Below are 14,825 nucleotides of genomic sequence, written 5' to 3'. Positions count from 1 at the left end.
GATCCTACTCTTGCTTCGAATTCGAACCAGTGTTACCGTCGCCCAAGTGCTTCGAATTGGAAGCACCGTTGAGAAGGAGACGATCATGCAGGCAGTGCGATTCCACGAGGTCGGCGGACCCGAGGTCCTCGTCCAGGAGGAGGTCCCGGTTCCGGTTCCGGGTGCGGGTCAGGTGCGGCTGCGCGTCTCGGGCTCGGCGTTCAACGCCGCGGATGCGGGGATGCGGGGTGGCTTCCTGCCGATCCCGGTCGAGCTCCCGCACGTCCCCGGCTACGACGTGTCCGGGACGATCGACGCACTCGGCGACGGCGTCGAGGGAGTGGCGGTGGGCGATCCGGTGATCGCGTTCCTCCCGATGGAGAGGGACGGCGGCGCCGCCGAGTACGTGCTCGCGCCGGCCGAGGCCGTGGTCGCTGCGCCGACGAGCATCGCGCTGGCCGATGCGGCCGCGCTGCCCTCGGTGGCGCTCACCGCGTGGCAGGCCCTCTTCGACCAGGGGCGACTCGTCGCCGGTCAGCGGCTGCTCGTCGTCGGCGCCGGCGGGGTGGTCGGGAAGTACGCCGTGCGGCTCGCCGACCGCGCCGGTGTGCACGTGGTCGCCACCGCGAGTCCGCGCAGCATCGCGGCCGTCCGCGCCGCGGGAGCCGACGAGATCGTGGACCACACGGCGACCGACGTCCTCGAGGCGCTCGGTGAGCGGGTCGACGTGCTGCTCAACCTGGCGCCGCTCGAGCCGGAGCACTTCGCCGCGATGGTCGCCGCCGTGCGCGACGGCGGGGTCGTCGTCAGCGCCACGGCCTTCCTCGCGACGCCCGGTGACGAGAGCCGCGGCGTGCGGGCGGAGACGGTGTTCGTGCTCCCGAACCGCGAGCGGCTCGCCGCGCTGGTGGCGCTCGTCGATGCGGGCGAGCTCACCGTCGAGGTCACGCGTCGGGTGCCCCTGGCCGAGCTGCCGGCGATCCACGCGGAGGCGGCCGCGGGGCGGATCGCCGGCAAGGTGGTCGTCGTCGCGTGAGCGCGTGTCGTCGAGCAGTGCGTCGAGTGAGGGAGGCCGGCCGGGGCGCGGCCTCCCTCACCGGTCACGTCGTGGTCGACGCCACCCGGGCTCACGGCGAGGGCGACTGCCTCAGAAGGCGAAGCCGAGGCACACGACGTGGAGGAGGAACCAGGCCATGACGCTCCTTTCTTCGGATCGGAGGGACGCGCGATCGCGTCGTCCCGGACGTCGGGGCCGGCGGTCCGCTAGAGCGAGCCGAAGAAGGCGATGAAGATCGCGACGAGGGCGTTGGGGATCATGGCGTGTCCTTTCGTGGTGTCGGAGAGTGGCTGGTCGCTGGGACCGCCGTTACTGTCGCCGACGGCGGGAGCGGGTTCAACTCCGTGGCGCTCACGGTGCGAGGTGGCGCGATCGGTCTCCTCCGGCGCGGCCCGGGGTGCGACTCCGTGCCATTCGTGCTCATCCGCGACAGTGATGGCGCCCTGCTCGGTCCGCTCCGGCATGCTCGAGCGAACACCCCTCTCGGCGATGCGGACGCGCGCAGGACTCCCTCCTGTGCGCCCGATCCGAGGGGCCCGACGGAGAAGGTTCCCGATGATGCTCCTGCGCACCGCGACGATCGGCGTGATCACCGCGGCCCTCCTCGGCCTCGCGTCCGGGCCGCCGGCCACTGCCGCTGCGGGCGTCCTCGGTGCGACGGCCTCCGCTTCCGAGTCGGAGGGCGGCTCCGTCTCGCACGTCGACGACTCGATCCACGCGCGCCTGGAGGGCGACGACGTGGTGATCGACATGTCCGCCGGCCTCCTGCAGTCGAGGACGCGGATCGTCGTGCTGGTGAACGACCGGTACATCGGCGAGACCTACTCGGGCTCGGCGTACTACGCGAGCCGGAGGTCGATCGGTGACCGCGTGCTCCTCACGATGAAGCCGGCGAGGGCGGGCGACCACCTCGAGGTCTCCGTGATCAGCGGTCGTCCCGGCGACCCGCTCGGCTCGCGGTACGGGCGGTACCCGCTGCTCGAGGAGGACCTGCGTCCGGCCTGACCCGACTCGACCCGGCGGTCGCCGTCGGTGGCCTGCGGTGGTCGACGCCGCGCTGGTCGACGGTTCGCCACTGCGGCGACGACCCCGTGGACCTCGTCCGCGCGCAGCTCCACACATCGGCGCAGTCCGACGACGTGGCGCGAACCGGGCCGCCGGGGCGCGCCTCAGATCAGGCGCGAGCGCGAGAAGAGCGCGTGCAGCAGCGGCAGCACCGAGGCCGCCATCAGCACCGTGCCGAAGACCGTGTCGTCCGCGCGGACCACCGCGCCGGCGATCAGCAGACCGGCGAAGAGCACCGCCGAGACGATCCGCCGCACGGTCCCCTCGAGCCGGTTGAGGCGTCGCTCCACCGTGGGCACGGTGACCGCGAGGGTCCCGTCCTCGAGGGTCGTCGCGAGCTCGTCCAGGCGGCGTGGCAGCCGCACGAGGAGCCCGAGGGTGTCGAGCGCCTGCCGGCCGACGTCCTGCGCGACGTTGCCGCGCTCCTCCCGGATCAGCTGCTGCGCGTACGGCTCGACCGAGTCCCAGAGGTTGAACGCGGGATCGAGCGCGCTGCAGACCCCGGAGGTCAGCGACATGGCCCGGATGATGAGCAGGAAGTTCTCGGGCAGCTGGAACGGCAGCGAGCGCACGACGTCGCCGAACTGGATCGCGAAGTCGCGGAACTCGCGCGGGTCGACCTCGCGCAGCTCGGCGAAGCCCATGCCGCCGAAGCGCGCGAACAGCTGCGTCATCGCCCGCTCGAGCTCACGCGAGTCGGCGGACGGGAGCAGCACGCCGACGTTGCGCGCCGCGTCGACGAGGCCCTTGCCGTCGCGCGACGCCGCGGCGATGAGCATGGCGCGCAGGCCCGCCCGCGTGGACGGGGGCACCTCGCCCATCATCCCGAAGTCGATGAAGGTCAGGCGCCAGGGCAGCTCGCCGTCGGGGGTCGGCGTGACGAAGACGTTGCCCGGGTGCGGATCGGCGTGGAACCAGCCGTTGGTGAAGAGCTGGTCGAACATGACCGCCGCGAAGACCGGGGCCACGTCGCGGGGGTCGATGCCGGCCGCGGCGAGGGCGTCCGCGTCGGTGATCTTGATCGCGGTGACGTCCTGGAGCGTCAGCACCTTGCGGGTCGAGCGCTCCCAGATGACGTCGGGGACGCCGACGCGGGGGTCGCCGGCGAAGTCGGCCGCGAAACGCACCGAATTGGCCGCCTCGCGCAGGTAGTCGATCTCCTCGAGGCTGGTGACGGCGAACTCCTCGACCAGCGCGGGCGCGTCGACGCGGTCGGAGACGAGCCGCACGTGGGTCAGCCAGCCGCCGATGCGGCGCAGCGCCGCGAGGTCGACCTCGACGATCTCGTCGATGCCGGGGCGCTGGACCTTGACGATCGCGTTCTCGTGACCGGAGTCGGCCGCATCGGCCGCCGAGAGGCGCGCGCGGTGCGCCTGGCCGAGCGAGGCGGCGGCGACGGGGGACTCGTCGACGTCCGCGTAGGCGCGCGCGAGCGTCATGCCCAGCTCGGACTCGGCGAGGGCCCGGATGCGCGGGAACGGCACGGGCGGCACCTCGTCCTGGAGTCCCTCCAGCTCGCGCGTGATCTCGGGCGGCAGGACGTCCAGGCGCGACGACATGAACTGCCCCACCTTGATCATCAGTCCGCCGAGATCGACGGCCAGGACGTGGAAGCTGCGCGCGAAGCGCCGCATCCGCTGCGGGCGGGTGCGCAGCGCGATCGCCGTCAGCCCGATGCGGGGCAGCAGCAGATCGAAGAACCAGGTCACCGCGAGGTGCCAGGAGGCGAACCGCAGGATGCGGCGGTAGCGGCGCTGATCGCCGCGGGCTCGGCGGCCCGGGTCCCCAGGACCCGGGCGTACCGGCGCCACCCGGGTCAGTCCTGCGCGAGGATCGCGTACAGGCGGCGGCGCACGTCCTCGAGTTCGGAGACGGCCTGCCGGATCTGAGCCGGGGTGCCCGAGCGGCCCACCTGCGCGGCGGCCTGGGCGAGGGCGACGCCGGCCTTCGGCAGCGCGCCGAAATCGACCTGGTCGGAGTCGGACCACGGAGCGTCGGTGCCGGAGGCGGCGACCTGCGCGCGACCGGAGTCGGTCAGGCTGTAGGTCTTGCGGCCGTTCGACTCGTCGGCGGCGATGAGGCCCTCGTCGGCGAGCAGCTGCAGGGTGGGGTAGACGGAGCCGGGGCTCGGCTTCCAGCTGCCGCCGCTGCGCTCCTCGATCTCGTGGATGATCTGGTATCCGTGCATCGGCTGCTCCGCGAGGAGCGCGAGGACGGCGGCGCGGACGTCGCCGCGGCCGACCCGGGTGCCGACCCGCTTCTCGAAGCCGGCGCGCGCCTGCTCCATCGCCTGCCAGATGCCGTCGACGGGGCTGCCGGCGCCGAACGCGCCGGTCGAGGACTGGTTCTTCATGATGACCTCCGTGTGTCTTCCGAGTGTGCCGTTCCGAACGACCGTGCTGCTCCGAACGATACTCAGCGATATGTGCGGCGACTGTGAGCGACTGCCCGCGGTGAGCGCAGACGCGACGTCGGGGATCGTCGCGCGCCAGGCCGGGCGATCACCGGTGCGAATAGTTGAGAATGTCTCGTCGCGACCAGCCGCGGCCGTCCCTCGACGCGCCGCTCCTTCGCTGCTGGTCGCATCGAGGAAAAGGGAGCACCTATGAGAAACACCCGCACGCTCGCGGCCTGCGTCGCCGCCACCACCCTGTTCGGTCTGCTGTCGGCCACGCCGGCACTGGCCGCGCCGCCCGAGCCGGTCCCCACGACGCAGCCCACTCCGGGATCGGCCTCGCCCGCGCAGTCGACGGGCGTCGACGTGACGCATGCGGGCGGCGAGGCGCTGGTGTCGCTGCCCGACGACGTCTACCGATCCGAGAAGCGGATCGTCGTCATCGTCGAGGGGAGGTTCGTCGCCCAGATCCAGAACCAGCAGACCCGCGGCGTGTCGAGTGTGACGCCCGATGCCGCCGGCGGGCGGACGATCCTCCACATCCCGGAGGTGAAGCCCGGCGAGCGCGTAGCGGTCACCGAGTACCTGGAGTCGATGGACTCCGGATTCGACGACTCCCTCCGCAGGGAGAGGCTGTTCCCCGCGAGACGCAACGCGGTCGCTCCGACGGTCGATCCCACCCCGACGGAACCGCCGGCTCCGGCCGAGCCCGCTCCCACGGTCGCTCCCGCTCCCTCGGCGGTGCCCGCTCCGGCGGAGTCGCCTGCTCCCCCTGCGCCGACGCCGATCGCCGCACCCACTCCGGCCGCGTCACCCGCGCCCGCGGGGGAGCTCGCCCCGTCGAACGGTGTGTCTGCGGCTGCTCCGGTGGTGACCGCGTGGAACGCCGATCACCAGGCGGTCATGCTTCTGCCGAGGGAGCTCGAATCTCCTCAGAAGCGGGTGACGATCTGGGTCAACGGTGTCAAGAGCACGCAGTTCGTGAATGGTCTGAAAGGGGTGCTCAAGGGTTTCACTGAGGGCTTCCGGTTGGGCGAATACCACGGAGTCGATCAGCTGAGGATCGGTGTCACAGCCGAGCCGGGTGATCGGGTGAAGGTGACTGTGGCCGACGTCGACGGCTCGGATGCTGATCGGGATGCGCCGGAGCGGACGCTGTTCGACGACTTGGTGCAGCCCGCGGGTGCTCCGGTGGTGACCGCGTCATACCGGGATGAGAGGGCGATCGTGCTTCTGCCGAAGGAGCTCGAATCTCCTCAGAAGCGGGTGACGATCCGGGTCAACGGTGTCAAGAGCACGCAGTTCGTGAACGGTCTGAACGGTCTGTTCAGTGGTTTCACCGAGGGGTTGCGAGACGGCGGACACAGCGGTGGTCAGCTGCAGCTCAAGGTCTTGGCCGCGCAGGGCGACCGGGTGACGGTATCCGTGGCCGAGGTCGACGCCGCCGGGCAGGCCTCTTCGGAGTGGGTCCTGCTCGATAAGACGGTCTAGCGCCGATTCGACGCCGTCCGACAGGTCGCGCGGCCGGTGCGGCTGAGGACGCAGAAGTTGCGGTAGTCGAGTGCGACTACCGCAACTTCTGCGTTGTGGGCGGGGTCAGCGCGGGATGCGCTGGAGGGCGGTGCGGCGCTCGCGCTCGTGCAGGGCGGCGCGCTCGCGGCGGAGGGCGGCGACCTCCCCATGGGTGGGCGGGAGGCGGCGCTCGCGCGTGCTCCACGCCACCAGGGCGATGCCCGCGCGGAGGGCGAGGCGGTCGAGCAGGCGTGCGGTGCGGGGTCGGGGGAGGCGGGCGACGAGTGTCGCTGCGGTGTTCACGATGGTGTCCTTCGTGCGGGGCCCGGTCGGTGCCGGGCGGTGGCGCGCGGGCGCGCCGGAGAGCGCCTGGTGGCGCGGCGAGGAGCGCGCTCGGAGCGCGCGGGGCGGTCGCCGGAGGGGCGACGCGCGGGACCCGGGGATCGGGTCGGGGACGGGACGACGGTCCGTGCGGCGGTGCCGCGGGACCGGGAGCTTCTTCTGCGCCGTCACCGTCTGAGCGATGACGAGCGGGAGGCTCGACCGGTCAGTCGGAGAGGACGCCGAAGAAGCCGGCGGTGGTGAAGTGCGATGCGTGCGTCATGGTCGGCTCCTTTCGTGGTGGCGTTCGACGACCGTAGCGGGCCGCGGCTGTTCCTGGCAAGAGGCTGTGTGCGCGTGGGTCTCGATACGCCGCCTGCGGCGGCTACTCGACCAGCATGAGGGGGGCGCCTGCGGCGGCTACTCGACCAGCATGAGGGGGGCGCCTGCGGCGGCTACTCGACCAGCATGAGGGGGGGCGCCTGCGGCGGCTGCTCGACCAGCATGCTGGGGGCGCTTGCGGCGGCTGCTCGACCAGCATGAAGGGGCGCCTGCGGCGGCCTGGTCGAAGGCGAGGCGGGCCCGTCCATGCTGATCGAGTAGCCCGCGGAGCGGGCGTATAGAGATCCACCGTTCGATGGACGTGGGTCTCGATACGCCGCCTGCGGCGGCTACTCGACCAGCATGCTCCGCCGGCCCTGTCGAGGGCGGGCCCCTTCATGCTGATCGAGTAGCCCGCGGAGCGGGCGTATCGAGATCCACCGTTCGAGGGACGTGGGTCTCGATACGCCGCCTGCGGCGGCTACTCGACCAGCATGCTGCGGCGGGTGCTCGACCGGCGCAGCGGCGGTCAGGCTCGGGGGCGGGGCTGCAGGCGCTCGAGCTGGGTGACGTGGGCGGGGGTGAGCTCCTCGAGGGAGTGGGCGCCGAGGAGCTTCATGGTGCGGACGATCTGGTCGGAGAGGATCGCGATGGTGCGGTCGACGCCCTGGCGGCCGCCGGCCATCAGGCCGTAGAGGTAGGCGCGGCCGATCAGGGTGAACTTCGCACCCAGGGCGATCGAGGAGACGATGTCGGCGCCGTTCATGATGCCGGTGTCGACCATCACCTCGGTGTCGGTGCCGACCTCGCGGACGACCTCGGGCAGCAGGTGGAAGGGGATCGGCGCGCGGTCGAGCTGGCGGCCGCCGTGGTTCGACAGGACGATGCCGTCGACGCCGAAGTCGGCGAACTTGTGGGCGTCCTCGACGCTCTGCACGCCCTTGATGACGAGCTTGCCGGGCCACATCTCGCGGATGACCTTCAGGTCCTCGAAGCTGATGGTGGGGTCCATGGCGAGGTCGAGCAGGTCGCCGACGGTCCCGCCGGTCGCGCTGAGCGAGGCGAACTCGAGCTTCTGCGTGGTGAGGAAGTCGAACCACCACCACGGCCGCGGCAGCGCGTCGAGGACGGTGCCGACGGTGAGCTGCGGCGGGATCGAGAAGCCGTTGCGCTTGTCCCGCAGCCGCGCCCCGGCGACCGGGGTGTCCACGGTGAAGAAGAGGGTCTCGTAGCCGGCGGCGGCGGCGCGCTCGACCAGGCCGTAGGAGATCTCGCGGTCGCGCATCACGTAGAGCTGGAACCAGTTGCGGCCGTGCGGGTTGGCCTTCTTGACGTTCTCGATCGACGTGGTGCCGAGCGTGGAGAGGGTGAAGGGGATGCCCGCCGCGGCTGCCGCTCCGGCGCCCGCGGTCTCGCCCTCGGTCTGCATCAGGCGGGTGAAGCCGGTCGGCGCGATCCCGAACGGCATCGCCGACGGCGCGCCGAGCACGGTCGCAGTGGTGTCGACGGCGGCGACGTCGCGGAGCACCTGGGGGTGGAACTCCACGTCCTCGAAGGCCTGGCGGGCGCGGGCGATCGAGATCTCGCCCTCCGCGGAGCCGTCGGTGTAGTCGAAGGCGGCCTTCGGCGTGCGGCGCTTCGCGATGGTGCGGAGGTCCTCGATGGTGAGCGCGGCGTCGAGGCGGCGCTTGCGGCCGTCGAGCTCGGGCTTCTTGAAGCTCAGGTACTCGAGCAGCTCGACGGGCTTCGGGAACTGGCGCTGGACCATGCTGGTCAGCCTTTCTCGGGGGAGGAGGAACGGGGTTCGTAGCGCACCGGCGGGAAGGCCCGGCGCACGAGCGAGCGCAGCGACTCGAGCGAGCCGCTGACGAGGCCCTGGGCGCGCGCCTGGACGATGATGTTGCCGATCGCGGTGGCCTCGGTGGGGCCGGCCTCGACCGGGAGCCCGGTGCGGTCGGCGGTCAGCTGGCAGAGCAGCTCGTTCTGCGAGCCGCCGCCGACGATGTGGATCGTGCGGACCCGCTTGCCGCTCAGCCGCACGGCGTCGGCGAGGGTGCTCGCGTAGGCCTCGGCGAGCGACTCCAGGATCGAGCGGACGAACTCGGGCCGGGTGCGCGGCTGCGCGAGACCGCGCTCGACGCACCACTCGACGATCCGGCCGGGCATGTTGCCGGGGGCGAGGAAGCGCTCGTCGGCGGGGTCGAACGTCGTGATCGGACCGCGGATCGCCGCGGCCTGCCGCAGCAGCTCGGGGAGGTCGATCTGCTCGCCGGTGCTGCGCTCCCAGGTGCGGACCGACTCCGAGAGCAGCCACAGCCCGGAGACGTTCTTCAGGAATCTGACCCGCCCGTCGACGCCGCCCTCATTGGTGAAGTTGGCGGCCCGACCCTCCAGCGAGACCACCGGCTTCTCGAGTTCGACGCCGACGAGCGACCAGGTGCCACTGGAGATGTACGCGAACTCCTCGTGCGCGGCCGGCACCGCGACGACGGCCGAGGCCGTGTCGTGCGAGCCGACCGCGACGACGCCCAGGCCGGCCGGCGCGCCGAGATCGGCGGCGACGGCGGGCAGGAGCGTGCCGAGCCGGGAACCCGGCTCGATCAGGGGTGCGAGGATCCCGAGCGGCAGATCGAGGCGCGCGAGGAGGTCGTGGTCCCACGCGCGGGTGGTCGGGTCGAGCAGACCCGTGGTGGAGGCGTTGGTGATCTCGGTCGCCGCGACGCCGGTCAGCCAGTAGCCGATCAGGTCGGGCACGAGCAGCGCCTGGTCGGCGAGGGCGAGGGCGTCGCGCTCGGCGGCGAGCTGGAACAGCGTGTTGAACGGCAGGTGCTGCAGGCCGTTCCGCCGGTAGAGCTCCTCCGCGTCGATGCGCGCGTGCACGTCGGCGACGCCGCGCGCCGTCCGCTCGTCGCGGTAGTGGTACGGCGTGCCGAGCATCCGCCCCCGGCGCAGCAGGGCGTAGTCGACGGCCCAGGAGTCGATGCCGATCGAGACGACCTCGGGCTCGTCGCGGAGGGCGTTCGTCAGCCCGGTCGTGAGCGAGCGGTGCAGCTCCAGGATGTTCCAGTGCAGCGCGGAGTCGCCGCCCTCGTGGACGCGCACCGGCTGGTTCGGGAAGCGCGCGACGTGCCGCATCCGCAGCTCGTCGTGGCCGACGTAGCCGAGGATGACGCGTCCGCTGGTGGCGCCCAGGTCGACGGCGGCGACGGCCTTCATCGGAGGACCCCTCTTGTCGGTGCCTTCGGCAGGATGCGACCCATTGAGGGTCGCCGTCGCGTTCCGCGGTCTTCCGGGCCGAGGGCTGCCGCCTTTCGGGCGATGCTGCGGCGTTCCCGCGATGACGATGTCATCGCAGGAAGGCCGCAGCCACGCCCGCATCCACGGGAACATGCAGCCCCGTGGTGTGGGAGAAGTCGGAGGTGCAGAGGGCGAAGACGGCGTTGGCGACGTTCTCGGGGACGACCTCGCGCTTGAGGATGGTGCGCTTCGCGTAGAACGCGCCCAGGTCCTCCTCGTCGATGCCGTAGGTCTTGGCGCGGTTCGCGCCCCAGCCGGAGGCGAAGATGCCGGAGCCGCGGACGACGCCGTCGGGGTTGATCCCGTTGACCTTGATGCCGTGCTCGCCGAGCTCGGCGGCCAGCAGGCGGACCTGGTGGGCCTGGTCGGCCTTCGTTGCGGAGTAGGCGATGTTGTTGGGGCCGGCGAAGACCGAGTTCTTCGAGGAGATGTAGACGATGTCGCCGCCGAGCTTCTGGTCCACCAGCACCCGGGCCGCCGCCTGCGAGACGAGGAACGAGCCCTTCGCCATCACGTCGTGCTGCAGGTCCCAGTCGGCCTCGGTGGTGTCGAAGAGCGACTTCGAGAGCGAGAGGCCGGCGTTGTTGACGACCAGGTCGAGCCCGCCGAAGGCGAGGACGGTGGCGTCGATCGCGGCCTTCACGGCGGCGGCGTCGGACACGTTCGCCGCGACCCCCACCGCGACGTCGGTCGAGCCGAGCTCGGCGGCCGCGGCCTGCGCCTTGGCCAGGTCGAGGTCGGCGACGACGACGCAGGCGCCCTCGGCGGCGAGGCGGGTGGCGATCGCCTTGCCGATGCCGGAGGCGGCGCCGGTCACGAGGGCGATGCGGGAGGCGAGGGGCTTGGGCTTCGGCATCCGCTGCAGCTTCGCCTCCTCGAGCGACCAGTACTCGATGCGGAACTTCTCGGCCTCGTCGATCGGCGCGTAGGTCGAGATGGCCTCGGCGCCGCGCATCACGTTGATCGCGTTGACGTAGAACTCGCCGGCGACGCGCGCCGTCTGCTTGTTGGCGCCGTAGGAGAACATGCCGACGCCCGGCACGAGCACGATCAGCGGGTCGGCGCCGCGGATCGCGGGGCTCTCCGGCGTCGCGTGTGCGTCGTAGTACGCGCGGTAGTCGGCGCGGTACGCCTCGTGCAGCGCGGGGAGGCGCTCGAGGATCTCCTCGACCGAGGCGGTGGCCGGCAGGTCGACGAGCAGCGGCTTGACCTTGGTGCGGAGGAAGTGGTCGGGGCAGGAGGTGCCGAGGGCGGCCAGGCGCGGGTGCTCGGTGCTCGCGAGGAAGTCGAGGACCTCGGCGGAGTCGGTGAAGTGGCCGACCTGCGGGCGGTCGTGCGAGGCGATCGCGCGCAGGTGCGGGGCGAGCGCGGCGGCCTTGGCGCGTCGCTCCTCCTCCGGAAGCGCGGCGAAGCCCTCGAGGGCGGGACCGAAGGGCTCGGGACGCCCGTGCTCGGCGATGTAGGCGCTCGCGGTCTCGATGATGCGCAGGGAGTTGGCCTCCGCCTCCTCGCTGGTGTCGCCCCAGGCGGTGATGCCGTGGCCGCCGAGGATCGCGCCGATCACGTCGGGGTTGGCCTCCTTGATCGCGGCGATGTCGAGGCCGAGCTGGAAGCCGGGGCGGCGCCACGGGACCCAGGCGACGGTGCCGCCGAAGGCCTCGGCAGTCAGGCGCTCGCCGTCGGCGGCGGTCGCGAAGGCGATGCCGGAGTCGGGGTGCAGGTGGTCGACGTGCGCGGCGTCGACGAGGCCGTGCATCGCGGTGTCGATCGAGGGGGCGGCGCCGCCCTTGCCGTGCAGAGTGAAGTCGAAGGCGGCGACCATCTCGTCCTCGCGGTCGACACCGGGGTAGACGTTCGTCAGTGCGCGGAGGCGGTCGAGGCGCAGGACAGCGAGGCCCGACTCAGTGAGCGTGCCGAGGTCGCCGCCGGAGCCCTTGACCCAGAGCAGCTCGACGGGCTCGCCGGTGACGGGGTCGGTCTCGACGCCCTTCGCGGAGGTGTTGCCGCCCGCGTAGTTCGTGTTGCGCGGGTCGGCCCCGAGGCGGTTCGAGCGGGCGATGAGCTCTGCGGCGGTCGAGGCCATGACTTCTCCGTCTGGTTGAACGAGTGTGTTAACTATCACAGAAGCTAACAGGCCCGGTCGTGACGGTCAATGCGGATCGCGCCGGTCGACGGCGTCAGCGGACGTCGGCGAGGCCGCGGAAGGGGTCGAGTCGCGGGTCGGCCGGGTCGAGCTCGGTCACGAGGACGGCGATCGCGTCCCAGTCCAGCGCGCGGGCGAGGGCCGAGCGCTCGAGCTTGGACGAGTCGACCAGGAGCACCGTCTCGGCGGACGCCTGCACGAGGACGCGCTTCACCTGCGCCTCCTCCAGAGTCACCTCGCTCGTGCCCGCGCGGGTGACGGCCGAGGCGGAGGTGAAGAAGCGGTCGTAGTGCAGCTCGGCCGCGCCGGCGCAGGCGAGCGGACCGACGAAGCTGTCGGTCTCGGCCTGCAGCTCGCCGCCGATCAGGACGACGCGGGCGCGGGTGGCGCGCGCCGAGGCGTGGTTCTCCAGGGAGTTCGTGGCGATCAGGAGCCGTGGCGACTCCGGGGCGGCGCCGAGGAGGGTGCCCGCGGTGGAGGAGGCATCGACGGCGATCGCGCCGGAGTCGGGCAGCAGGGCCACCGCCTTCCGCGCGATCTCGCGCTTGGCGGCGGCTCCGGCGGCCAGGCGCTCGGCGAAGGGGCGCGGGCGGAGGGCGGCGACCGCGCCGCCGCGGACCCGGCTGAGCAGGCCCTCCGCCTCGAGGTCGGCCAGGTCGCGGCGGACGGTCATCGTGGAGACGTCCAGCTCGGCCGCCGCGTCGTCGAGGCGGATCGCCCCGTCGCGCTCGAGCAGCTCGATCAGGCGCGCGCGCCGCTCCGCGGAGTCCACCGTGGCCATGCCGCTCCCGTCCCGCCGGCGCGTGGGCGCCCGCGCGATCGAGAGTAACGGGGAGCGCCCGCGCGGGTCGGCGGTCGCTCCCGGTCGGCGGTCGCTCCTTGTCGGCGGTCAGTCCTTGTCGTCGGTGTCGCGCCGGACCCGCGCCGCGGGGTCGCGACCGGTGACCGGGAACGGACCGGTCACGCCGTCGCGCAGCTGCGCGATGCGGAGGATGCGGCCGCGCTGCAGGAACCAGCCGGCGACGAGCAGCGGCACGATGATCACCAGGGACGCGATGGTGAGGGTGCCGACCGGGAAGTCGATCGCCATCAGCACGAGCACGACGGCCAGGAAGACGAGGGTCAGCCAGGCGGTGACGGGGGCGCCGGGGAGCTTGAACGACGGCTCCTTCGCGAGTCCCTTCTTCGCCCACTGCCGCAGCCGCATCTGGCAGAGGATGATCGTGCCCCACGCCGTGATGATGCCCAGGCTCGCGATGTTGAGCGCGATCTCGAACGCCTGACTCGGCACGAAGTAGTTGAGCGCGACGCCCGCCACCGTGAAGGTCGCGGTGAGCAGGATGCCCGCGTAGGGCACGCCGCCGCGCGACATCCGGGTGGTCCACTTCGGGGCGGAGCCGTTCATGCCCATCGAGTGCAGCGCGCGGCCGGTGGAGTAGAGGCCGGCGTTGAGCGAGGAGAGGGCGGCGGTGAGGACGACGAAGTTCATGATCGAGCCGGCGATCGTGCCGACCTCGGGGCCGCCGATGGAGGAGAAGAAGGTGACGAAGGGGCTCTCGCCCTCCTTGTAGGCGGTGTACGGCAGCAGCAGCGAGAGCAGGACGATCGAGCCGACGTAGAAGATCGCGATGCGGAAGATGACCGAGTTGATCGCGCGGGGGATCACCTTCTCGGTGTCCTGCGTCTCGCCGGAGGCGGTGCCGACCAGCTCGATCGCGGCGTACGCGAAGACGACGCCCTGCATCACGAGGACCGCGGGCAGCAGGCCGTTGGGCAGGATGCCGCCGTTGTCGCTGAGGATCGTGACGCCGGTCTGCACGGTCTCGCCGCCGGCCTGCACCGGGAAGGCGAAGACGAGCCAGATCAGCGCGACGACGAGGAAGGCGACCAGCGCCGTCACCTTGATCAGGGCGAACCAGAACTCGAGCTCGCCGAAGACCTTGACCGCGACCATGTTCGCGGCGAGGACCACGAGCAGCGCGATCAGGGCGAGGAGCCACTGCGGCGCGGCCGTGAAGGCCGACCAGTACTTGAGGTACACGGCGACGGCGGTGGTGTCGACGATGGAGGTCATCGCCCAGTTGAGGAAGTACATCCAGCCGGCCGCGTAGGCGAACTTCTCGCCGTAGAACTCGCGGGCGTAGGAGATGAACGACCCCGACGACGGGCGGTGCAGGACGAGCTCGCCGAGGGCGCGGAGGATGAAGAAGGCGAAGACGCCGGCGACCAGGTAGGCGATCGCGAGGGCCGGGCCCGCCGAGTTGAGGCGGCCGCCGGCGCCGAGGAAGAGGCCGGTGCCGATCGCGCCGCCGATCGCGATCATCTGCAGCTGGCGGGGCTTCAGACCGTGCTGGTAGCCCTCCTGCTCGTGCGAGAAGTCCTTGGCGGGCGCGTGCTCCGCGTCGATGTCGTCCTGCGCTGTCATGGCGTCACGGTACTCCCGCGCGGGGGCGGTCCTGGCCGGCGGGCGCGGCGGCGCGCGGGTGGGTGCGCGATGCGGCCGGAACAGGCTGGTCGAGCAGCCGCGGGACGCGGCGTATCGAGACCTGCGCTCGGTCGGTGGGTGGGTCTCGATACGCCCGCGGTGCGGGCTACTCGACCAGCATGCAGGGGGCCAGCGGTGCGGGCGGGTCGGCATGCATGGAGCCGGAACATGCTGGTCGAGTAGCCGCGGCACGCGGCGTATCGAGACCTGCGCGCGGTCGGTGGGTGGGTCTCGATACGCCCGCTGCGCG

General features: G+C 71.9%; 12 protein-coding genes. 3 read left to right on the top strand and 9 right to left on the bottom strand.

From position 1 onward, the window contains the following. Window positions 1-85 precede the first annotated feature (85 nt). Window positions 86-1,015: an NADP-dependent oxidoreductase gene (locus tag HQQ82_RS09605; protein WP_173232787.1), complete on the top strand. Its 930-nt coding sequence runs from the start codon at window positions 86-88 to the stop codon at window positions 1,013-1,015. 227 nt (window positions 1,016-1,242) lie between these two features. Here HQQ82_RS09605 and HQQ82_RS09600 read toward each other — a convergent pair whose 3' ends face one another. Continuing rightward, window positions 1,243-1,500 carry a hypothetical protein gene (locus tag HQQ82_RS09600; protein ID WP_173232786.1) on the bottom strand — a complete coding sequence of 86 codons (258 nt, stop codon included), beginning with the start codon at window positions 1,498-1,500 and terminating at the stop codon, window positions 1,243-1,245. A 94-nt stretch (window positions 1,501-1,594) separates the two neighbouring features. On the opposite strand from HQQ82_RS09600, the gene HQQ82_RS09595 reads away from it, so the two are divergent. Next, entirely contained in the window at window positions 1,595-2,041 is a 447-nt protein-coding gene (locus tag HQQ82_RS09595; RefSeq protein WP_173232785.1) for a hypothetical protein, read from the top strand. Between the two features lie 164 nt (window positions 2,042-2,205). Here the strand turns inward: HQQ82_RS09595 and HQQ82_RS09590 are convergent, their stop codons facing one another. Both HQQ82_RS09590 and HQQ82_RS09585 read right to left on the bottom strand, forming a co-directional pair. Beyond that, window positions 2,206-3,912: an AarF/UbiB family protein gene (locus HQQ82_RS09590; RefSeq protein WP_173232784.1), complete on the bottom strand. Its 1,707-nt coding sequence runs from the start codon at window positions 3,910-3,912 to the stop codon at window positions 2,206-2,208. A gap of 5 nt (window positions 3,913-3,917) precedes the next feature. After that, window positions 3,918-4,454 (bottom strand): PadR family transcriptional regulator, encoded by a 537-nt coding sequence (locus HQQ82_RS09585; RefSeq protein WP_173232783.1) that lies wholly within the window; start codon window positions 4,452-4,454, stop codon window positions 3,918-3,920. 252 nt (window positions 4,455-4,706) lie between these two features. On the opposite strand from HQQ82_RS09585, the gene HQQ82_RS09580 reads away from it, so the two are divergent. Beyond that, window positions 4,707-5,987, top strand: coding sequence for a hypothetical protein (locus HQQ82_RS09580; protein ID WP_173232782.1), 1,281 nt, complete (start codon window positions 4,707-4,709; stop codon window positions 5,985-5,987). A gap of 105 nt (window positions 5,988-6,092) precedes the next feature. Here HQQ82_RS09580 and HQQ82_RS09575 read toward each other — a convergent pair whose 3' ends face one another. The 6 genes from HQQ82_RS09575 to HQQ82_RS09550 form a co-directional block, all read right to left on the bottom strand. After that, complete coding sequence (locus HQQ82_RS09575; protein ID WP_173232781.1) at window positions 6,093-6,311, bottom strand: hypothetical protein; 219 nt, start codon at window positions 6,309-6,311, stop codon at window positions 6,093-6,095. Between the two features lie 868 nt (window positions 6,312-7,179). Then, window positions 7,180-8,418: an alpha-hydroxy acid oxidase gene (locus HQQ82_RS09570; RefSeq protein ID WP_159421928.1), complete on the bottom strand. Its 1,239-nt coding sequence runs from the start codon at window positions 8,416-8,418 to the stop codon at window positions 7,180-7,182. Between the two features lie 5 nt (window positions 8,419-8,423). Next, entirely contained in the window at window positions 8,424-9,866 is a 1,443-nt protein-coding gene (locus HQQ82_RS09565) for a rhamnulokinase family protein (RefSeq protein WP_173232780.1), read from the bottom strand. 130 nt (window positions 9,867-9,996) lie between these two features. Then, on the bottom strand, window positions 9,997-12,030 hold the full coding sequence (locus HQQ82_RS09560) for a bifunctional aldolase/short-chain dehydrogenase (protein ID WP_173232779.1): 2,034 nt from the start codon (window positions 12,028-12,030) through the stop codon (window positions 9,997-9,999). Between the two features lie 94 nt (window positions 12,031-12,124). After that, window positions 12,125-12,871, bottom strand: a complete 747-nt coding sequence (locus tag HQQ82_RS09555; RefSeq protein WP_173232778.1) for a DeoR/GlpR family DNA-binding transcription regulator — start codon at window positions 12,869-12,871, stop codon at window positions 12,125-12,127. Between the two features lie 108 nt (window positions 12,872-12,979). Continuing rightward, window positions 12,980-14,515 (bottom strand): amino acid permease, encoded by a 1,536-nt coding sequence (locus HQQ82_RS09550; RefSeq protein WP_173232777.1) that lies wholly within the window; start codon window positions 14,513-14,515, stop codon window positions 12,980-12,982. Window positions 14,516-14,825 lie beyond the last annotated feature (310 nt).

The organism is Rathayibacter sp. VKM Ac-2856 (genome assembly GCF_013205055.1).
In the GTDB taxonomy this organism is placed as follows: Bacteria; Actinomycetota; Actinomycetes; order Actinomycetales; family Microbacteriaceae; genus Rathayibacter.
The sequence above is the reverse complement of the archived record's forward strand: the minus strand, read 5'-3'. Positions and strand labels throughout refer to the sequence as shown.